The 19,040-nt window shown below is 42.9% G+C and carries 10 protein-coding genes; 6 read left to right on the plus strand and 4 right to left on the minus strand.

Going from position 1 to position 19,040, the window contains the following annotated elements:
- Positions 1 to 191 precede the first annotated feature (191 nt).
- Both ACOI06_RS13845 and ACOI06_RS13850 read right to left on the minus strand, forming a co-directional pair.
- The gene (locus ACOI06_RS13845) at positions 192 to 743 is read right to left on the minus strand and encodes a type IV toxin-antitoxin system AbiEi family antitoxin domain-containing protein (protein WP_420663189.1); all 552 of its coding nucleotides are present in this window, start codon (positions 741 to 743) and stop codon (positions 192 to 194) included.
- Positions 744 to 1,284: 541 nt separating this feature from the next.
- Positions 1,285 to 2,328 carry an IS5 family transposase gene (locus tag ACOI06_RS13850; RefSeq protein WP_420663198.1) on the minus strand — a complete coding sequence of 348 codons (1,044 nt, stop codon included), beginning with the start codon at positions 2,326 to 2,328 and terminating at the stop codon, positions 1,285 to 1,287.
- A gap of 1,354 nt (positions 2,329 to 3,682) precedes the next feature.
- Here ACOI06_RS13850 and ACOI06_RS13855 point away from each other — a divergent pair.
- A complete protein-coding gene (locus tag ACOI06_RS13855) occupies positions 3,683 to 4,066 on the plus strand; it encodes a hypothetical protein (protein WP_420663190.1) in 384 nt (127 codons plus the stop codon).
- A gap of 150 nt (positions 4,067 to 4,216) precedes the next feature.
- Here the strand turns inward: ACOI06_RS13855 and ACOI06_RS13860 are convergent, their stop codons facing one another.
- Positions 4,217 to 5,059 (minus strand): hypothetical protein, encoded by an 843-nt coding sequence (locus ACOI06_RS13860; RefSeq protein WP_420663191.1) that lies wholly within the window; start codon positions 5,057 to 5,059, stop codon positions 4,217 to 4,219.
- A 783-nt stretch (positions 5,060 to 5,842) separates the two neighbouring features.
- On the opposite strand from ACOI06_RS13860, the gene ACOI06_RS13865 reads away from it, so the two are divergent.
- The 5 genes from ACOI06_RS13865 (at position 5,843) to ACOI06_RS13885 (ending at position 17,059) form a co-directional block, all read left to right on the plus strand.
- On the plus strand, positions 5,843 to 7,513 hold the full coding sequence (locus tag ACOI06_RS13865) for a replication endonuclease (protein ID WP_420663192.1): 1,671 nt from the start codon (positions 5,843 to 5,845) through the stop codon (positions 7,511 to 7,513).
- A gap of 631 nt (positions 7,514 to 8,144) precedes the next feature.
- Positions 8,145 to 11,321, plus strand: coding sequence for a helicase-related protein (locus tag ACOI06_RS13870; protein ID WP_420663193.1), 3,177 nt, complete (start codon positions 8,145 to 8,147; stop codon positions 11,319 to 11,321).
- The gene (locus ACOI06_RS13875) at positions 11,321 to 12,109 is read left to right on the plus strand and encodes a DUF4391 domain-containing protein (protein WP_420663194.1); all 789 of its coding nucleotides are present in this window, start codon (positions 11,321 to 11,323) and stop codon (positions 12,107 to 12,109) included. The genes ACOI06_RS13870 and ACOI06_RS13875 overlap by 1 nt, the downstream gene beginning before the upstream one ends.
- Before the next feature lie 40 nt (positions 12,110 to 12,149).
- A complete protein-coding gene (locus ACOI06_RS13880) occupies positions 12,150 to 14,060 on the plus strand; it encodes a site-specific DNA-methyltransferase (protein WP_420663195.1) in 1,911 nt (636 codons plus the stop codon).
- A gap of 11 nt (positions 14,061 to 14,071) precedes the next feature.
- Positions 14,072 to 17,059 (plus strand): type III restriction-modification system endonuclease, encoded by a 2,988-nt coding sequence (locus tag ACOI06_RS13885; protein ID WP_420663196.1) that lies wholly within the window; start codon positions 14,072 to 14,074, stop codon positions 17,057 to 17,059.
- Positions 17,060 to 17,241: 182 nt separating this feature from the next.
- Here the strand turns inward: ACOI06_RS13885 and ACOI06_RS13890 are convergent, their stop codons facing one another.
- Positions 17,242 to 18,576 carry a tyrosine-type recombinase/integrase gene (locus ACOI06_RS13890; RefSeq protein WP_420663197.1) on the minus strand — a complete coding sequence of 445 codons (1,335 nt, stop codon included), beginning with the start codon at positions 18,574 to 18,576 and terminating at the stop codon, positions 17,242 to 17,244.
- Between the last annotated feature and the right edge of the window lie 464 nt (positions 18,577 to 19,040).

The following is a 19,040-nucleotide window of genomic DNA, read 5'->3' on the forward strand; positions in this document are numbered from 1 at the left end:
TGCTCACCAATTATCCTGTTCCGATGTGATCGGATTTGGTTGTGCATCGATGATGGCCGACGGTTGAAATCGTATGTCATTATTAGCTTAACCGTTACCATATCGGTACTGGCCGAGAAAACTTAAGATTAATCCGAAATCGGGAAGGCTGGATCAAGTAATTACACTCGATCCGACCTCTAAAGCTTAAATCAGTTTTTCTTGGGTTTTACATAGTAGTAATCTTGCCCTTGCATTTGCATGCGACATTCGTGGAAAGTAAAGCTTTTGGAGTGCTTTATAATTTCTGTTTGCATACGAGCCTCAAAGACTTTGAGTTGATTTTTCTCTAAGTTGTTAGAGTTAAGTTCAGATGTTGGAGCGGGCGTTGTGAGATCGGGTTTTACGAATTTGTCAGTTAGTGTGCTTTTAATATAAAAACCGCGAGCTAAACGTATAAGTTTTCCCTCACCGATAAGGGCCGCGATCACGCGGCTGACTTCCCGGTACTTGCCGCATTGATTGAACTCATCGCGCCGGAAAGCTAAATTATTGCTTTCAGATAAAATTTGTTCAATTTTTTCTCTAGTCGTTTTTTGATCAGATTTTTTTGAAATCTGAGGATCGATAGAAAATTCTATTTTTACAGACATTGAGTTTTTATCTGTTTTGGATTTAAGTCCTTTGAAGAGTGGATTTAAGCTTTTGTTGAGCGAAACCATACCAAAATTAACATTTTGGTTTTTAATAGCAATCGTAATCATAACGAACTCCTTAATTGAGTTTTTGGAAAATAAAAGCATCTTTAAATATGATGCTATTGGAAGCTCTGAAGCATTCCTTTTCTGACAATATCGGCCCAGTGTTTATGCGGGTTGCAGAGTTGCCATTCTGAAAAACTAGGACTTATTCAGAGACTTCTACTATTTACGGCAGATTCGAGAAAAAGTTTAGTGAGTATTGAAAATATTTTTTCAAACTGATTTATTTACCCAACACCTGTATGACTTAGGCTTATGTAGGCACACAGAGAATCTAGCTGTTAATGGCCATTGATACCAGTTTCCAGTTTTTCGGAGAATCCCGATTCGTTTTGATGGGCCTTGTTTATGGTGGTGGCGTGACTTTGGCTGATGGGCTTTAGGGCACCTCGAAGAACCCCTCGTTTTTGAGGCACTGAGCGAGGCGCAAAGATTTCTTTGCAAAAAAACAAGAAACACCGCCTTTTCAGCGTAAATCAGGGCACATTTTGCCCCTCAAGTGCCGGAATTGCGCTTTTTAGGCGCAATTCGGCGCACTGACCCCCTACGAGGGCGCACCGCGACCGCCATTGGTGGCCACGAGAAAGACTCCCCGCTTGACGTTGTAGCAAGCTGCCATGAGAAGCATGGAGAAGTTTGCGCGTGCTTGTCCGATCGTGCGTACAAACTTGCCACCCATCTGGCTGATCGCTGCGAACGGGTGTTCGACCCGAGCCCGAGTCTTGGCGAGACGACGATTGCGACCTTGTTGCGTCTGTGACAAGGGTTTTTTACCGGTGCCACGGCGCTGGATCTGATCTCGATATCCCTCATCCTCGAGAAACTCTGTGCGTGCTTTGGAGGGATAGCCCCGGTCTGCGTAAACATCTCGGCTCGTGTTGAACGGGTCGAGTACAGCATCGAAATGCTTGCTGTCATGCTCGCTGGCGGTACTCGTTTGCACCTTGCGAATCAGCTTGTAACGGTTGTCTACGTTGACAGACATCTTGTAACCAAAGTAGCTCTTGCCGTGTTTCTTGGTCCAGCTCGCATCCGTGTCTTTCTGACGACGCTTCGCGGGTTCCCAGTCAGCCGGCATGGCGCCTTGCTTAATGAGCTTGTTCTCTTCGCGCGTATTGCGCTGGGTGGGTGCCTGCACCAGGGTGGCGTCGATCATTTGACCGCCGCGAGGAATGAACCCCTTGGCAAAGAGTTGAGACTCGACACCGTCAAAGATCTCTCTCGCGCCGGCCTCGCCGATACGGTTCTCGAACACCCAGATCGTGGTGGCGTCGGGTATGGTGCGAGAGTTGGTCAGACGACAGAAGCGCTTGAAACTCATGCGATCAAGCAGTTGAAACTCCATCTGGTCGTTGGACAGGTTGTACAGCTTCTTGACCAGCAGGATGCGAAGCATCACCTCGGTTGGATAGGCAGGTCGACCACCCTTGGCACCGTCGCCTCGAGGCGCGATCTTGTCGATTCGTGCTGCCAGGACTTTGAAGTTCAGGAGTTCATCGATATTGGCCAGAGGGTCACCGATCTGATCCAGCTTCTCGCGCTGACGCTCATCGGCAAAGAGTTCAAGCTTGATGGCACTACGTTTCATAGCGTTTACGGGCAAAGAGGTGGCAATAGGGTCATTTTAGGAATCGGCGCACTCAGCGGGGGTTATTCGAGATGCCCTTTAGGGAACCTCTGAATAAGTACAGATTTCTCAGGGCAACGACTCTGTAACCCGCATGAACACATAGTTATGATTTTTGCGAGAGGAGTTGTTCAGAGGTTCCTTAGTTGCGCTGCATAGATGGGGCAGGTCAGTTCCACTTGTTGGAGTACATAAGTTCGTTAATCAGGTTCGGGTGACTTTAATGTTTGCCGACGTCATGTGCTAATGCTGATGGTACAAAAGTAAATGTCAGGTTGTTTTACCAATAAAAAATCTGCGATAAATCTCACATAGATTTGGCTTTTGTCTAGTACTCCATCAGCGTTTACAAGTGAATGGCCAATGACTAAATTGTTTCGAGCAACTTTGGTTTTCTTTTATTGTGAAATAATTAAGAAGCCAAATGAGTATAAAACCAAATGATCTTAAGATGATGTGTTGCTTCCTTGATTAGGGAGACTCTGAATTACTCCTTTTCTGGCAATATCAAGCCAGTGTTCATGCGGGTTACAGAGTTGTCATTCTGGGAAATTTGGACTTATTCAGAGGTTCCTTAGCAAAAAATGATTGCATTATTCAAAAAATAAATTTTTTTACAAACTAGTAATTACTATGACAATAGGGGATGCAAATGCAAATGTAGTACGCTGTTGAAAGACTAATGCATAGTTTAAATTGATTAGGATATAAAGTAAAACTTAATGTTTAAATACTTTTAATTGAAAAATAATCAAAATGACAAAAGAGGATAAGTAAGCAAAATAATCTGACCTAAATTTAATGAATCAGATTGGTAAGAAGTGCTTGTTGTGGGACTTTTATTTCATGAATAATCACAATGCCAAAAGTGGACGCGATAAGACCTTAAAATGATTCGTAAATTAACATGTTGAATATGTTTTTATAAGATCAATAATTCTCATGTCAATAACGGATGTTTTTGATCGTTTGTAATAGTTAAGGCAAGATGTTTTTAGATTGAATTCAATTCATCATCTAAGTTGTTTGCAAGAGGTTTGATCGATAGATTTTTTGATTTGAATACATTACATTTACAGTTTCTAAAAACAGAAGTTACATTACAATAGATTTTGACTAAGACGATCATATTAACGGGTAATAGAAATTGCCAAAACGCAATTAATGGAAAAAACGCACTTCAAAAGATAATCAAATCACACAAGATTTCCCCGACTGATGAATCGACACCGAACGAGGCTTACTTTGCAATACAAGCTTTCTCCAAAAATGGACAATGGCTATTCATGATTGGAAGGTTTTAATGAATCGATTTATGATCGATCACGGTGATAGTTTAAATAGTCACCTGAAATTAGCTGGCGGTGGTGGTTACATACAACAATTTAAACCCTCGAAAGGCTGTAATTTAACTGGCAATACAGATCACTTTAGCGATCCAATGGTATTGACTTTGACGGCTTTAATTTGCAAATCTTGGATTACGTTCACAACGATGATTTACTTTGTTGTTTCCGTTTATGAACGCTCCGATTTACACGATCTCAAAATTACGTTGCTCAAATTTGTGATGTTGCAAAGCGGGATTGCTAGAGTAACCGCATTTCTTAGCCTTAATGTGGGTTCGGGTAGCGATGCTGTCGAATCATTGATTCTAATTTGTAACGATTGTATGCTGCCGACTTGGGGAAGAGGTTAGGGAACCTCTGAATAAGTACAGATTTCTCAGGACAACGACTCTGTAACCCGCATGAACACATAGTTATGATTTTTGCGAGAGGAGTTGTTCAGAGATTCCTTAGTTATTGTTCGAACTGATCTGCAAGTCGATCAGTTCAAATGAATAGACTTACAGTACTATCATCTCTGAAATTTGATAGCCAAGGTTTGTGAGTTCAAAAAACTCCCCATTCTGACCACGCCCAGCAACAAGGTCTAATGCAACGAGCTCATTTAGTGCTTGTTCCCATTTTGCGATTTCGCGACGCACGCCTGATGAAATTATGTTTTTTCCGTTTACCTGGATATCAGTGCCACCTAGGTGTCGGATATACAGGATGGTCCCGTGGTCGTCTAAGCTTGCTTCCTTTAGTAGAATGCGCGCTTCCGCAGATATTTCAGGAATTTTAATCTTTGATTCTTTAATTAAGTAGTTGCGAGCTTCGCCGGAATCGGTTAAGAAAATAGGGTGCTCATTTAGTTTCAACTGAAGTTGCCGGTAGAACTTTGCTTTGAAATCCGCATGGCTGTCATAGCTTTCAAATAAGCCTCGGTTACGGCACGAGTCTTTAAAGTTCTTTACTAGTTTTATTTGATCTGAGTCAACTGTATCTAATGAGACGGGTTGGCTTGAAAAATACAGCATAGTCGGTTTTTCTGCATTAATATGACGCTCAATTTCTTCTACTGACCCACTTGCATAGTTGTCAGTTTGTGTGCCAATTCTGGTCCAAAAAACTCCAACAAGAAGGTCACATTTTTCTAAAACTTGGCTATTGATGATGGTCTGAGCTGATGCACCCATTTCAGGTGATGAATGAGTTTCCCAACCGGTCGGAAGCAGAACAATTTTTCGAGAATTTGAGTGAACTGCGTTCCACTCGTAGATAACATCACGAATAATGGCCCTTTCGGATAAGACATCTCCCGGTGAAGCGATCATCACGTTGTATACGTTTGCGAAATAGCTCATGAAATCCCCTTTGAAACAAACTCAATGAATTAATTAATTTGAGTCTTCGATGATAGTACGGAAGGGCGGTATCTGAACGTGTCAGTCCTATTTAATGATTTCTTTAAATAATTAATTTTTTAATCACTCTTGATAGTGGTAGAAAGTTGAGGTTTTCAATGGTAGCCGAGTCAGCGTTACCTGGTGTGGGCGTTGTGCTTGTATTAATTAAGCCATTCGAAAAGAAGTTAGTTTTGCATCGACTTGAGTTGATTGCAGGGAAAACTAATGGTTTGAATAGTATTTGTTTTTCGAACACAATTGGCAATGTTTTTGATTTGTCAAATAGATTTGCGTAGAAATTAAATTTTTCTCTTCATTTTTTAACCATTTTCATTTGTAGTTTTTCATTCTTTTTAAATATCATTAAAGAATGATTGAAAATCTGGAGTAGAGAAATGAATTTAATGAATACCAAAAGCCTCGCTGAATATTTCGGCATTAGTCGCTACAGTCTTTACAATATTCTTTCAAAGATAAACAAAAATGAGTTGCCTTCCTCATGTTTGCCTCCTTGGATTGTGATTGGGCGAACAAGATATTGGTACAAAGATGTTGTTGATAACTGGTTGAAAGCTACAAGGTTTGAATGTCCAGCTGATCAGAATGGGTTTAATGAGGCAAATGATTTTGATCATTCTGCAAGTTTAAATTGCATAATGCCCAAACGAAAAAGAGGTCGCCCCAGATCTTCGATCTCTTTCACAAACCCTCTCGCATGACCCTAATCGTCACGTAAAGGTTATGTTTGTTGAGAATTTGGACATATGCGCTGACCATACGCTGAGCGTCAGTCCCGGTAACGCTGAAAATTTTGCTGAATACTTAAGTCAGCGTGTACGCCCGACAGATGTGATAAGAAAAGAGCTTGAGACACTCAAGCTTGAGCGCTTACCTTGGCAATGGTGGTGGCATGCAAGAGAAGCGGCTGTTTCTGCTATTTATGAAAACGGAGTTGAAAGTCTTTCAAATAGATTTAAAGAAATTGTTCAAAACTTGAGTGTTTTTTCAAACTTAGGTTTACATGTCGGCGCATCTGCCACTCAAATTAAAAGATCGTATTTTAATCTGCTCAGAAATGAAATATCCTGTGATCTTAATCTGGCCCAAATCACTACACGCTTAGCACAAGCGGTAGATTCAATCGCACGAGATCTGAACTTACACAAAATTGAATCTAATCATTATGTTAGCTCCATAGCACGCGATTTAATGAAAATGAAGATGTATTTTCAAAAAGAAGCTCTATCTAACACTATGAAAAAAACAGGTCGTGAAGTTTCTGACCGCCTTTTTGAACAAAGAATGATCGGACGGTGTGCTGATCAGCGTCACCGACTTGAAGAAACTGTTAAATTTTGCGAGCAAGATTTAAGATGGTTCGGATGTGTTTTTTACATGACATGTCCAAGTTTTTTTCATCCCATTTTAAATTATGGTGTGCAAAATCCATCGTGGGTAATGGCAGGTAAACCCAGTCCGCAAGTAGCATATGAATGGCTAATGAGTGTTTGGCAAAAAGCGTATAACAAAGCGAAACAAAAGAACATCGAAATTATAGGCTTTAGAACCGTCGAGCCTCACAGGTCAGGAGTTCCGCATTTCAATCTGCTTTTGTACTTTAAAAGTGAAAAATCTGCTCATTATTTTCGAGAGATTCTTTTGTCTGTATATGACAACGAAAAACTAAAAACAATTTCTCGATTAGATATTCAATGCCAGATTACGATAGCTCAAAATAATAGGAGCTTGCCTATCGTGATCAGAAAAATTCAAGCTTTTGGAGACGCTGTGCAAGCAGCTAAGTACGTATCAAAATCGCTCGTAGTAGACGGGGTTGACATAGGTGAGTCTAATGCTGAATTAAACAATGTTGATGACTCATGTGACAGATCAAACTCGACTAGTGAAGACGAGAAAAGAGATTGGAGTCGGATTTATTGCTCTTTGTGGGGTATGAGACAATTTACGGAGATTGGCACAGGCCAAAATATTACTGTTTGGAATGCTTTAAAGAGTGCGACTAGTGAAAGTATTGATTCAGACATTTTGGAAAACTTGCCAGTAGAGCTTGTGACGGTATGGTTATCTGCCTCACCAAATCTTCGAAGCTATAGAACTTTTTTGCGCATGACTCATCCCTGTACGCCTCTTGATAAGCGAATGCCAGCCTGGAATCGTATACAACAAGTTATTTCAAATCTTATTGCGTTTGACATAATCAAACAAAGCAATAACCATCGCAAAGTGTCATCCATTTATTTGTTTAATGAATCGTGTGGTGTTATTAATAAAGAAGAGTTAAGCATACTCTATCTAATCAATCAGAGTAATAATATTATTTTTAAAACGAAGCGTGGTGTTTGCTCTGATTTACAACTTGTTTACGAAAATCATCAAGTTGTTTTTGATTGAAATAGGAGCATCCGTGGTGCGATCTCTCTTTGAAAATTAATTTTATTGATTTTGATTGAATGGTATTGATTTATGTTGATTTTGAAATCAATCTTTTATTCAAAACTTGGTGTGAAGATAGGGTTTGGTTAATTAACAAATTTTGATTGTGAAACTCATTGAAGTATTACAGTGGATTAAAGGAAAGTGATCTGGTGAATAGATCAATTCATTTGTTGATTTCCCGTCTGACGAATCGGGATCGCCATGTTATTTAATGTTTCTACAGTTGGTGTGCTGAAAAAAGATTCCTCATTGTCTGTGAGGTAGTCCTAGAGTGAGCTCTGAAAAATAAATATAGTTGGGATCATTTTTACGGTTGTGTGCCGCGAATAACGGCAGGTCAAAATTTTTGTACATAAACCTTAAAGTTGTTAATTCAGTCGAAACTCAAGATTTCGAATCTTCAAAAAATACAGTTGTCCTTTGGCGTGGTTATGCACAAGATGCCTAGAACTTTGTATTGAGGTTGTGCGAGAAAGGACTTGTTCTAGTTACTGTCAGTAAAATTACTTACACTATATTGCCATCGTGCATTGCGGCAAAGCTTTTGAGTTTTTACGGTGCTGCGCGGTTTTGATGAGGAGCTGTTTTGACTAACTGGATGATCGACAATCGCACTACCAAATTGGTGTCTGTGTTGAAGGAACGGTTGCAAGCTGATTCTGAACTCTCGCTTGTGCTCAAGAGCCTAAGTTTGGCGGGCTTCTCGGCTCTTTATGATCAGCTTAAAAGTTGCAAAGCAAATCTTCTATTAGGTATAGATGACCAGTCTCTGACTAAGCGTGTCGCTTGTCAGCCCGGTGAAGAAAAGCTAAGTCAACAGCTTGTACAGAAAGAGCAAGCGGCTGCATTGCTCAAATGGTTACAAAACAATGTGACAGCCAAGGGGGTACAGTCAAATCGCCTAGTTCAAAATCTCTTTCACATTCAGAATACGAAAAATACGACATCCATTCAGGGTTCGACTGACCTGACTGCAACTGGGCTTGGTCTTGCATTTACTGATCGCCTTGATATGGCGATGGGCTCGACCGATCCTATTCATACAGAAAGCATGCGTCAATGGTATAATCAGCACTGGCAAGAACAAGGTGCGCAGGATATTCAGGCGGAACTGGTATCCGCTGTCGAATTTCTAGCGACTGATCAATCACCAGAGTTGGTTTATTTCATCGTTCTGTATCGTCTATTTGAAGAACTTCTGAATGAGATAGACGAAGATTCCATCGTCAATACCCGTACGGGCTTTAAAAACACCCTGATTTGGAACAAGCTGTATCCCTTTCAAAAGGATGGCGTGCTGGGTGTGATTGACAAGTTGGAACGGCACAACGGCTGTATTCTTGCCGACTCTGTGGGGCTTGGCAAAACATTTGAGGCACTAGCAGTCATCAAGTATTACGAGCTGCGTAATGCTAGGGTGCTGGTGCTGGCTCCCAAGAAGTTACGCGACAACTGGACGTTGTTTGTTCAGAACGATACTCGTAACTTGTTAGCTAAAGATCGTTTTAGTTATAACGTCCTTAATCATTCGGATCTAACTCGTAGTGCAGGTATGTCGGGAGACACTAACCTAGCCACGCTCAATTGGGGTAACTATGACTTAGTTGTGATCGACGAGTCTCACAACTTTCGTAACGCAAGCGTTGCGGATGAACGCCATACTCGTTATTCCAAGCTGATGGATGACATTATCCGTTCTGGCGTAAAAACCAAAGTACTGATGTTGTCGGCTACGCCAGTCAATAATCGTTTGAATGATCTGAAAAATCAGATCGCTTTTGCTACCGAAGGGGATGACCAAGCATTACAAGCGCATGGCATTGAGAATATATCTAATACCCTGAGACAGGCGCAGACCCGTTTTAATGAGTGGCTCAAACGTCCCGAAGAAAGTCGCACCACCGAGCAACTGCTTAATAGTCTTAATTTTGGTTACTTCAAAATACTTGACCTACTAACCATTGCTCGATCACGCAAACATATCGAGAAATACTACAACCTGGCTGATATCGGCCAGTTTCCACAGCGGCTTAAGCCCATCAATGTCAAAGCTGATTTTGATACTCAAAATGAATTTCCATCACTCAAGGAAATCAACAGAATCATTGAGCGTCTCAACCTGAGCACTTTCTCACCACTCAAATATGTGCTGATGGAAAAGCGTGCTAGCTATCAGGCAAAGTACGACACCAAGCTGGGTGATGGCAGGTCAGTGTTCAGTCAGCTTGACAGAGAGAAAAGCCTGATTGGTCTGATTAAGGTCAATCTGCTCAAGCGCTTGGAAAGCTCTGTACATTCTTTTCGACTGACCACTGAGCGCTTACTGGCCAGCATTGATTTAACCATCAATAAGCTTGAAGAACACAGCAACAATGAGTTGGACAGTATCGACATCTTGGATGCCGATATTGACTCTCCTGAACTAGAGGCATTATTGGTTGGCAGCAAAGTCAAAGTTCTGATCCAAGACATGGACCAAGCTAAATGGCTTTATGACCTGAAAGAAGACCGCAGTTATCTGCTTCAACTACACAACGCTGCCAACAGCATTAACGTTCAGCGTGATAAAAAATTAGGACTACTTAAAGCCCAGATTGAAGCTAAGATCAAGCAACCGCTCAACCCGGATAACCGCAAGGTGCTTGTTTTTACGGCCTTTGCTGATACGGCTCAGTACTTGTATCAACATTTACAACAATGGGCATTAGATACTCATGGCTTGCACAGTGCGGTCATTGTTGGCAGTGGCAGCAATAAAACCAATAACCCGATGGTGCGCACTGATTTTGGTGAACTACTCACTGCATTTTCCCCATCTTCGAAAGAGCGCGATAAGACAGGATTGCCTGATGAAGCCAATATTGACCTGTTGTTTGCTACTGACTGTATCAGCGAAGGCCAGAACTTACAAGATTGCGACTACTTGATCAACTACGACATCCATTGGAATCCCGTTCGCATTATTCAACGATTCGGGCGCATTGATCGCCTGGGTTCTACGAATACTCAGATTCAATTGATCAATTTTTGGCCAAATATCGAATTGGATGAATACATTGATTTGGAATCCCGCGTTAGCGGTCGCATGGTGCTCTTGGATGTATCTGCAACCGGCGAAGAAAACCTGATTGATTCTGACAATGAGGGACGCATGCGTGATCTGGCCTATCGTCGTAAGCAAATGCAGGAGCTACAAAACAATGTGCCAGATTTGGAAGATATTTCCGGTGGTCTGTCGATCACAGATCTCACACTCAGTGATTTCAAAATGGATTTGGCCAACTATCGCAAAGCACATGAATCTGTTTTGGAGTCCGCGCCCAATGGCTTATATAGCGTGGCTAGGCTTGACTCAGGCTTACAGGCCCAAGGTGTTCAGCCAGGTGTGATCTTCTGCCTTAAAAGCTTGGATAGTGCGCAACATGAGTTGCAAGAACCCTACGCGCTATTTCCCTTTTACCTAGTTCAAGTTGGACAAGATGGCGCCACAACTTTGCCATTCAATCAGGCCAAAAAAATATTAGATGTGCTTAAACGCCAATGTTTAGGGCGCACACATGCTAATAAGGAACTGTATGTGCAAGCTGGCAACAGCAAGCACTACCAGAGCCAGTTGCAATCAGCCATTGCTCATTTGCAGGGTGAACAACAACAGCAGGGCATTCATAGCTTGTTTACCCGAGGTGGCACTAAGTTAGCCAAGACAGAGTCCAGTGGAAATTACGAAGTAGTCGCTTTCCTGATATTGTTGGAGGGCAATTGATGCTACTGGATTTCTTGCAGCTGCCTGCCGCTTGCCATATACAGCAGAAAATTCCGAAAAAAGCCATTGCTGAGTATGCAAGAAACAGTGCGAGTGCAGTACGTCTTTTACAAGATCTAGCAGATAGTATTCTGCTGGTCGGTCACATCACACCTAATAACTCCAATATTGCAGCCTTTCAGCAAGCAGAAAATGAGTATTTGGAAATACTGGTATTACAGATTGCACTAAAAGATCGCAGCCATAGTGCAGGTCAGTTAAAAAGCTTGCATCAGTTACTACATCAGGCATTTCCTTACCCGCTGTTGTTAGAAGTGATCAGTACGGATCGTGTGCAATGGTCTTTGGCGACCAAAACCGTCAATCAAGCAAATCCAGAACACGCTCAACTGGTCATTCAGGAGCTTTTGGTGACAGATTGGCTCACGACAACAGCAGATGCTTTGCAACAGGAGTTCTACCAGTCATTAGCTTTTCAGCAGCAAAACCAAAGCAATCTGATGTTCTTGTATCAAGGGTGGATCAGCAGCTTTGTACGCTACCTGACAGCTTGTAGCCTAAATCAAACGACACAAGCTGACGCACCGGCTAACTATGCTTTGGAGCCTGAAGCTGTACAACAGCAGATGGAACGTTTGCGTCAAATACAAAACTTAAAGCAACAAATTAGTGTTCTGAAAAACCAGCGTGATGCCTGCAAGCAGTTCAATGAAAAGGTTGCACTAAACCTTGAGCTGCAAAAACTGAACAAGAGACTGGCACACCTTGCTGATCAACCCTTGGCCTGAAACTGAATCAGGCTCTTGGATTTAAAACGGATTCAACAACATGACAGACAAAGCACAACTTGAAAGTATCCCAGCCACCAGTATGGATATGACCGAACACAATCTCGAACAGCTCAAATCCCTGTTTCCTAATGTGTTTACCGAGGGAAAGGTGGATTTTGAGGCGCTCAAGGCCGAACTTGGTGAACATGTCGAAACTGCCAACGAACGTTACCAGTTCACATGGGCTGGCAAGGAACAGGCTAAACGCATTGCGACAACGCCAAGCCTAGGTACGCTGCGACCAGCACCGGATGAATCAGTGGATTGGGATAATACAGAAAATCTCTACATCGAGGGCGACAACCTCGAAGTGCTCAAGCTACTGCAAAAAAGCTACTTCAGCAAAGTCAAAATGATCTACATCGACCCGCCATATAACACTGGCAAGGACTTTGTTTACAAGGATGATTTCAAGGACAATCTAGCTAACTACCAGCGTCTAACCGGACAGCGAGATGAAGAAGGCAATCCGCTATTCACTAATACTGACACTGCTGGACGTTACCACTCCAACTGGCTCAACATGATGTACCCACGTCTAAAGTTGGCACGAAATCTATTGCGAGATGATGGGGTGATTTTTATCTCCATTGATGACAATGAAGTGCATAATCTGCGAAAGATTTGCGATGAGATTTTTGGCGAAACGAATTTAGTTACACAAATTCCATGGCAGTCCAGAACGTCAGTTCAAAACGACACTGATATTAGCGATCAACATGAATATATCTTGGTATACGCTAAGGTACGTCGTCAGGAAAATCGTAGACTGAAAGAGAGCAATGCTGAAAAATGGTTTGAAATGGGTAGCTTTGCAGCTTATCCATTGCCGTTAAACGAATCTCGTTATGAAAATCTTGACGATGACCCCAGAGGAAAGTGGAAAGCCGATCCGTTTGATGCACCCAATGTCCGAGAAAACTTAACTTATAAAATAGTAAATCCAAATACTGGCGCAGAATACTGGCCACCTCAGGGGCGGTGCTGGAGAACTGAGGAACATAAGTATCTGGAGCTACTTGCTGACAATCGGATTGTTTTCGGAAGAACGGGAGAAAGTCGTCCGCAGCTTAAAGTGTTTTACGAAGAAAAAAAGATATTTGGCGAAGTGCCAACCACTTGGTTTGATGGTTCCAGTTATGGAACTTCAACTCAAGGGACGCAAGAACTGCAAGCAGTTTTTGAAGGGAGATCGCCGTTTAGTTTTCCTAAACCAACTAAGTTAATCAGGTTTTTATTAGAACTTACGACACGAAACAATGGTGTCATATTGGATTTTTTCTCCGGCTCCTCCACAACCGCCCATGCCATCATGCAACTGAATGCCGAAGATAACGGCAACCGCAAGTTCATTATGGTGCAAATCCCAGAACCTACACCGGAAAATTCTGAGGCTCGGAAAGCTGGCTATCCCAATATTGCTGAAATAGGTAAGGAACGTATACGACGAGCTGCTACAAAAATTCGTGAAGAATATCCTGAAACCCAAGCAGATATGGGATTTAAGGTGCTAAAGCTGGATACTTCCAACCTGAAAAAATGGCAGCCGGATTACGACAATCTGGCTGATGGTCTGCTGGCAGCAGTGAACAATATTATTCCTGGTCGAACTAGCGAAGATCTGCTCTATGAGGTGCTGATCAAGTACGGTTTACCTCTGACCCTACCGGTGGAAAAACAACAGGTCAATGGTCACACTATTTACAACGTCGCCAGTGGTTCACTAGTGGCCTGTTTTGATGAAAATATCGACCTAAATACTGTGCAGGCCATCATCGATCTAGGTACCGCTGATGCGCCCATCCTACGTATCGTCTTCCGTGACTCTAGCTTTGCTGATGATATCGTAAAAACCAATGCTATTCAGCGATTCAAGCAGGCTGGTATTGACGACGTGCTGAGTATTTGAGGGTGGGGCGAATGAAACTAAAATTTGACCGAAATCTGCCGCATCAGAAAGCAGCTTGGGAGGCTGTGGTTGCTCTGTTTGCTGGACAGGAAAGTTGCTTTACACCGTTCACGATGCCGCAGCCCGAGCAGTGGGCAAAAGATGGGCAGGGTGTACTGGGGCTGGGTAGCAACGCGCAAGGCACCGCCAATCGGTTGGTGCTTGGTGAGGAGGAACTATTACACAACCTGAGGCAGGTGCAGTTGAAAAATGGTTTGCAACCTAGCAACAGCCTAGATAAAAATGATCTGCATTACACGGTGGAAATGGAAACAGGAACGGGTAAGACTTATGTGTACCTGCGTTCCATTTACGAGTTGTATCAAGCTTATGGCATGACCAAGTTCATCATTGTAGTGCCCACTCTGGCTATCAAGGAAGGGGTGAAGAAGTCGATCGAGATCACCAGAGATCATCTGGCCGACATCTATAAGGAAACCAAGGTAGACGCTTTTGTCTATGATTCTGGCAATCTGGATCAGGTACGAAACTTTGCCGAATCCAGTCATATCCAGATTATGGTAATTAATATTGATGCTTTCCGTCGTAGCTTTACCGATCCGACAAAAGAAACTCGCGCCAATATTATTCACCGCTATAACGATGGGTTGGAGGGGCAAAAGCCGATTCAGCTGATTGCTCAGACTCACCCAATTGTGATTATTGACGAACCACAAACGGTTGATACAACCCCCAAATCTGCTGAAGCCATTAAATCGCTTAACCCACTGTTTACTCTGAGGTTTTCAGCCACTCACCGTGAAAAGCATCTGCCGATCTATCGATTGGATGCCGTGGATGCTTATAACCAGAAGTTGGTGAAAGAAATTGCTGTTCTGGAAGTTATGCCTAAGGATGACAATAACAGCGCATATATTTCGTTGCTAGATGTGCGCAACAATAAGGGAGTCGTTGAGGCGCAACTTGAGTACGATAGTCTGACTCGCGCTGGCACTGTTAAGCGAGAAAAGAAATGGCTGAAGCAGGGTACAGATCTGTATGAACTGACTCGCCGTGACCTCTATGAGGGTTATATCATCAAGGATATTGGTGCGGTCCCCGGCCAAGGGTGGGTGGATTTCACCTCTAGACCGGAAATTTTACAAATCGGACAAACAATCGGTGGTGTGGATGATCTTGCTTACAAGCGTTTGCAAATTCATAAAACCATTGAAACCCACCTCAAACGAGAACTGCAATTACGTCCACTAGGCATCAAAGTGCTGTCGCTTTTCTTTATCGATAGGGTATCCAATTACCGTGTGTACGATGAAGATGGCAAGCAAGAACTGGGTGTTTATGGTCAGATGTTTGAGGAGGAATACCTCAAGCTGGCTCGTCATCCACAATATCAGAGCTTGTTTGGCGAGCTAGACTGGGACAGCCATGTGAGTACGGTGCATGATGGTTATTTTGCGGCTGATCGAAAGGGTGTAGCCAAGGATACAAGCGGTAAAACTGCTGATGACGAGTCCGCATATGATCTGATCATGCGTGATAAAGAAAAATTACTTAGTGAGAAAATACCGCTTCGTTTCATCTTTTCGCACTCGGCGCTGCGTGAAGGTTGGGACAACCCGAATGTGTTCCAGATATGTACCTTAAACGAAACCAAATCAACGATTAAAAAGCGTCAGGAAATAGGTCGGGGCTTGCGTTTGTCAGTTAATCAAAATGGCGACCGAATAACAGATACTGGTTACGCCATTAACACGCTCACTGTGGTGGCCAATGAGTCCTACGCTGACTTTACCGCAGCGTTGCAAAAAGAGATTGAAGAGGAAGACGGTATTCGCTTCGGTGTGGTGGAGCAACACAGCTTTGCTAGTATTCCGGTAGAAACGGAAGACGGTGAGTTGGCATACCTAGGTGTGGAGCAGTCGGAGCATTTATTCGACCATCTGAAAGTAAACGAATTTATCGACAAGTCCGGCAAAGTGCAGGACAGTCTGAAAATCGCTTTAAAGCATGATCTTCTGATTCTGCCTCCTGAGTTCGATGTAGTGAAACCTGCTGTTGAGCATATTCTGAAAAAGATTGCCGGTGGCTTGAATGTCAAAAACGCCAATCAGGAACACATCGCCAAGCCTCGCAAAGAAGTTATCCTGGGTGCCGATTTCAAAGATCTGTGGGATCGAATCAAATACAAGACAGTGTACCAAGTTGATTTTGACATCGAGAAACTAGTTCAAGACTGTATTGTTGACATGAGGCTAATGACGGTTCCCAAGCCAAAGTTCACCACTTCAATTGCCACTATTACCTTGGACGAAAGCGGTGTGGGTGTGAAAGATGTCTTGGAAATCACTGAGTTGTATGACGCACAATATCAACACCTGCCGGATGTGCTCAGTTATCTGCAAAACAAGACTCAGTTGACTCGGCGTACCCTTGGTCGCATTTTGGTGGAGAGCGGACGCTTAGATGATTTGAAAAAGAATCCACAAAAGTTTATCGAGAATACCTTGAGTATCATTCAGCGTAAAAAAATGCACGCATTGGTGGACGGCATTAAGTACGAAAAAATTGGTGAGCAGGATTTCTATGCTCAGGAGCTCTTTCTTGAGCACGAGCTTAAAGGCTACTTGGAACAGAATATGCTGGAAGTTAGCAAGAGTCTGTATAGCCATATTTTGTACGACTCAAATACCGAGAGTGATTTTGCTGAGGGGTTGGAAAAAAACGAAGCCGTTAAGCTTTACAGCAAATTGCCGGGTTGGTTCAAGATTGATACACCGCTAGGTAGCTACAACCCGGACTGGGCTATTTTGATTGATAAAGATGGTGCCGATCGCCTGTACTTCGTTGTGGAAACCAAGAGCAGTTTGTTCACTGAAGATTTGCGCCGTAGTGAAGAAGACAAAATAAAATGCGGCAGAGCGCATTTTGATGCACTAGGAACCGGCGTTGAATATCAGGTGGCCAATAAAGCTGATGTGATTGATGAGTGGATTGGCTAATGGGTATGTGTGCTTTTGAATGTATGTAGAGCCCGGATGACGCTACGTTGACCAAGGCGAAACGGATGAATGTGGTTCAGCATGTTGGACTCTTGTAATATTTCAATAAACGGAGTCATAAGAAAACCCCGCTCGGTTTGCTGGCGGGGTTTTAGCAGACCAGCGATCATCAATTGTCAGTTTCATACATGGCTTAATGCAGCATTCAAGTTGATTCCATTTTGAGTGAGTAAGTCACCAATCTGTTTAAGCAACGCAGCATCTGCTTCAGGGTCTGGCACTGGCTCTGTGCGATGAGTTTGCCTGAATTTTGCGTGAATTGCTTGTTTGTTAATATGAATATATCGTTGCAAACTTTGTAAAGTTTTGTGACCTGAAATTGCTTGAATCTCTGGCAATGTCCATCCCTTTTCTGCCAATCTAGAACAGGCCTCATGTCGAAGATCATGCCAGGTAAAATCACGAATGCTTAACGCATCGCAAGCGATTTTCAGTAGCCGGTACGCACGATCTGCAAACAGACCACCAAAAACAGGATCATCAGAGCCTGCTTTGCCTTGTGCTTGGGCTTGAGTCTTAAGTGCAGAGAGGGTTTCAACTGCTCTGGGAGACAACGGCAAATACGCCGGAATACCTTTGTTCACTGGACCCAAGTACTGAACTGGAATTAACAAATGTTCGGACCCTGATTCTATATTTACCCAACCCCAAGTCATGGCAAATAGTTTCCCGCGACGTAAAGCGCACTCAATTGCCAAAATGAATCCTGCGTGGATATATCGTAGACTGTCGTGCGGTGAGATTAAAAGCTGGTCCCCTTGGCTGATTTCAATTATATGATCAGAATCTGACTGTGGTGCTTGGTTCTGCGCGTCTGAAATTGCAGCAAACAGTGTCTCTAAAGCATTTAATTCATTTTGACTCAATCGCCGATCTCTTTTTCGTGACTGTCCAAGTACTCTTGCTTGTTGCGCTGCACGAGTTGGATCTTCAATTTGCCATCGCCAGCCTGGTGGCAAATAAGTACTTGTCGTCCCCGCAGCATGCTTGAACAGCCGTGATAGAAGATTGAGGTCATTTGTAATTGTTGAATCGGCTCGATCCTCCTCGCGACGGTCATCAATAAAAGCTTCGATGTCGAGTTGTTTGATGTCTTTGAGCGGCACTGCACCTAGAGGCCCTTCAGACCATAATTTTGCCCGGCTTTTGTCTTTTAGGAAACGGTGATATAAGGTTTGGTATTTGGGATCATTCGGATATTGCTGTAAGTTTTTTTCCAAATGCTCTTGTGTCTCTTTTCTCCAAATCTGCATTGCTTTTGCTAGTGAGATATCGGTTGGCAAAATACGACCATTGTGACGGATTTGCTTAATTGATGCTTCGACAGCGTCAGCCCACGCTTGAGCCTCACGCTTCGTATCAAACGTGCGTGTCTTGCGAATTTGTTTCGAACCCATGCGTGACGAACGCACTTCAGCGCGCCAGGTCCCTGCGGGTGTTTTATGAATCGATGCCATGCCTTTAATGCTCCCATATAAAAATGGAATTTACAAAAGCAAACAGGCAAAAAAAAGGAAAAACGCTTAAATTTCCTTTTTTAAAGACCCAATCCGATCTGAAATCAAGCCATTGTGACTGTTAGGAGACCTGTGAATTCATGAGGTTGCTAACGCATATGCACACTCAGAAAATCTGATCTCGATGGTCATTATTTGATTCAAACCCACTTCGGACCCTCATTGCTGCTCCCGTAAAATCGGGGTTGCAAGGGGTTTTCTTATGCTTTCAATTTAAATTCGCCAATTCTCTTCAATTTCAAAAGTGCCACTAAAAGTGCCACTAATTGGTTAAAAATTGAGCAATTCAAATTTTTCTTTAAAGCATAAAAAAAGCCCGAGAGTAGCATGAATGCTGGCTCTCGGGCTATATGTCTTTGGTGGCGCATCAGGGACTCGAACCCCGGACCTGCGGATTATGATTC

Origin of the sequence: Orrella sp. 11846 (assembly GCF_048820935.1) — a bacterium.
Lineage (GTDB): Bacteria > Pseudomonadota > Gammaproteobacteria > Burkholderiales > Burkholderiaceae_B > Algicoccus.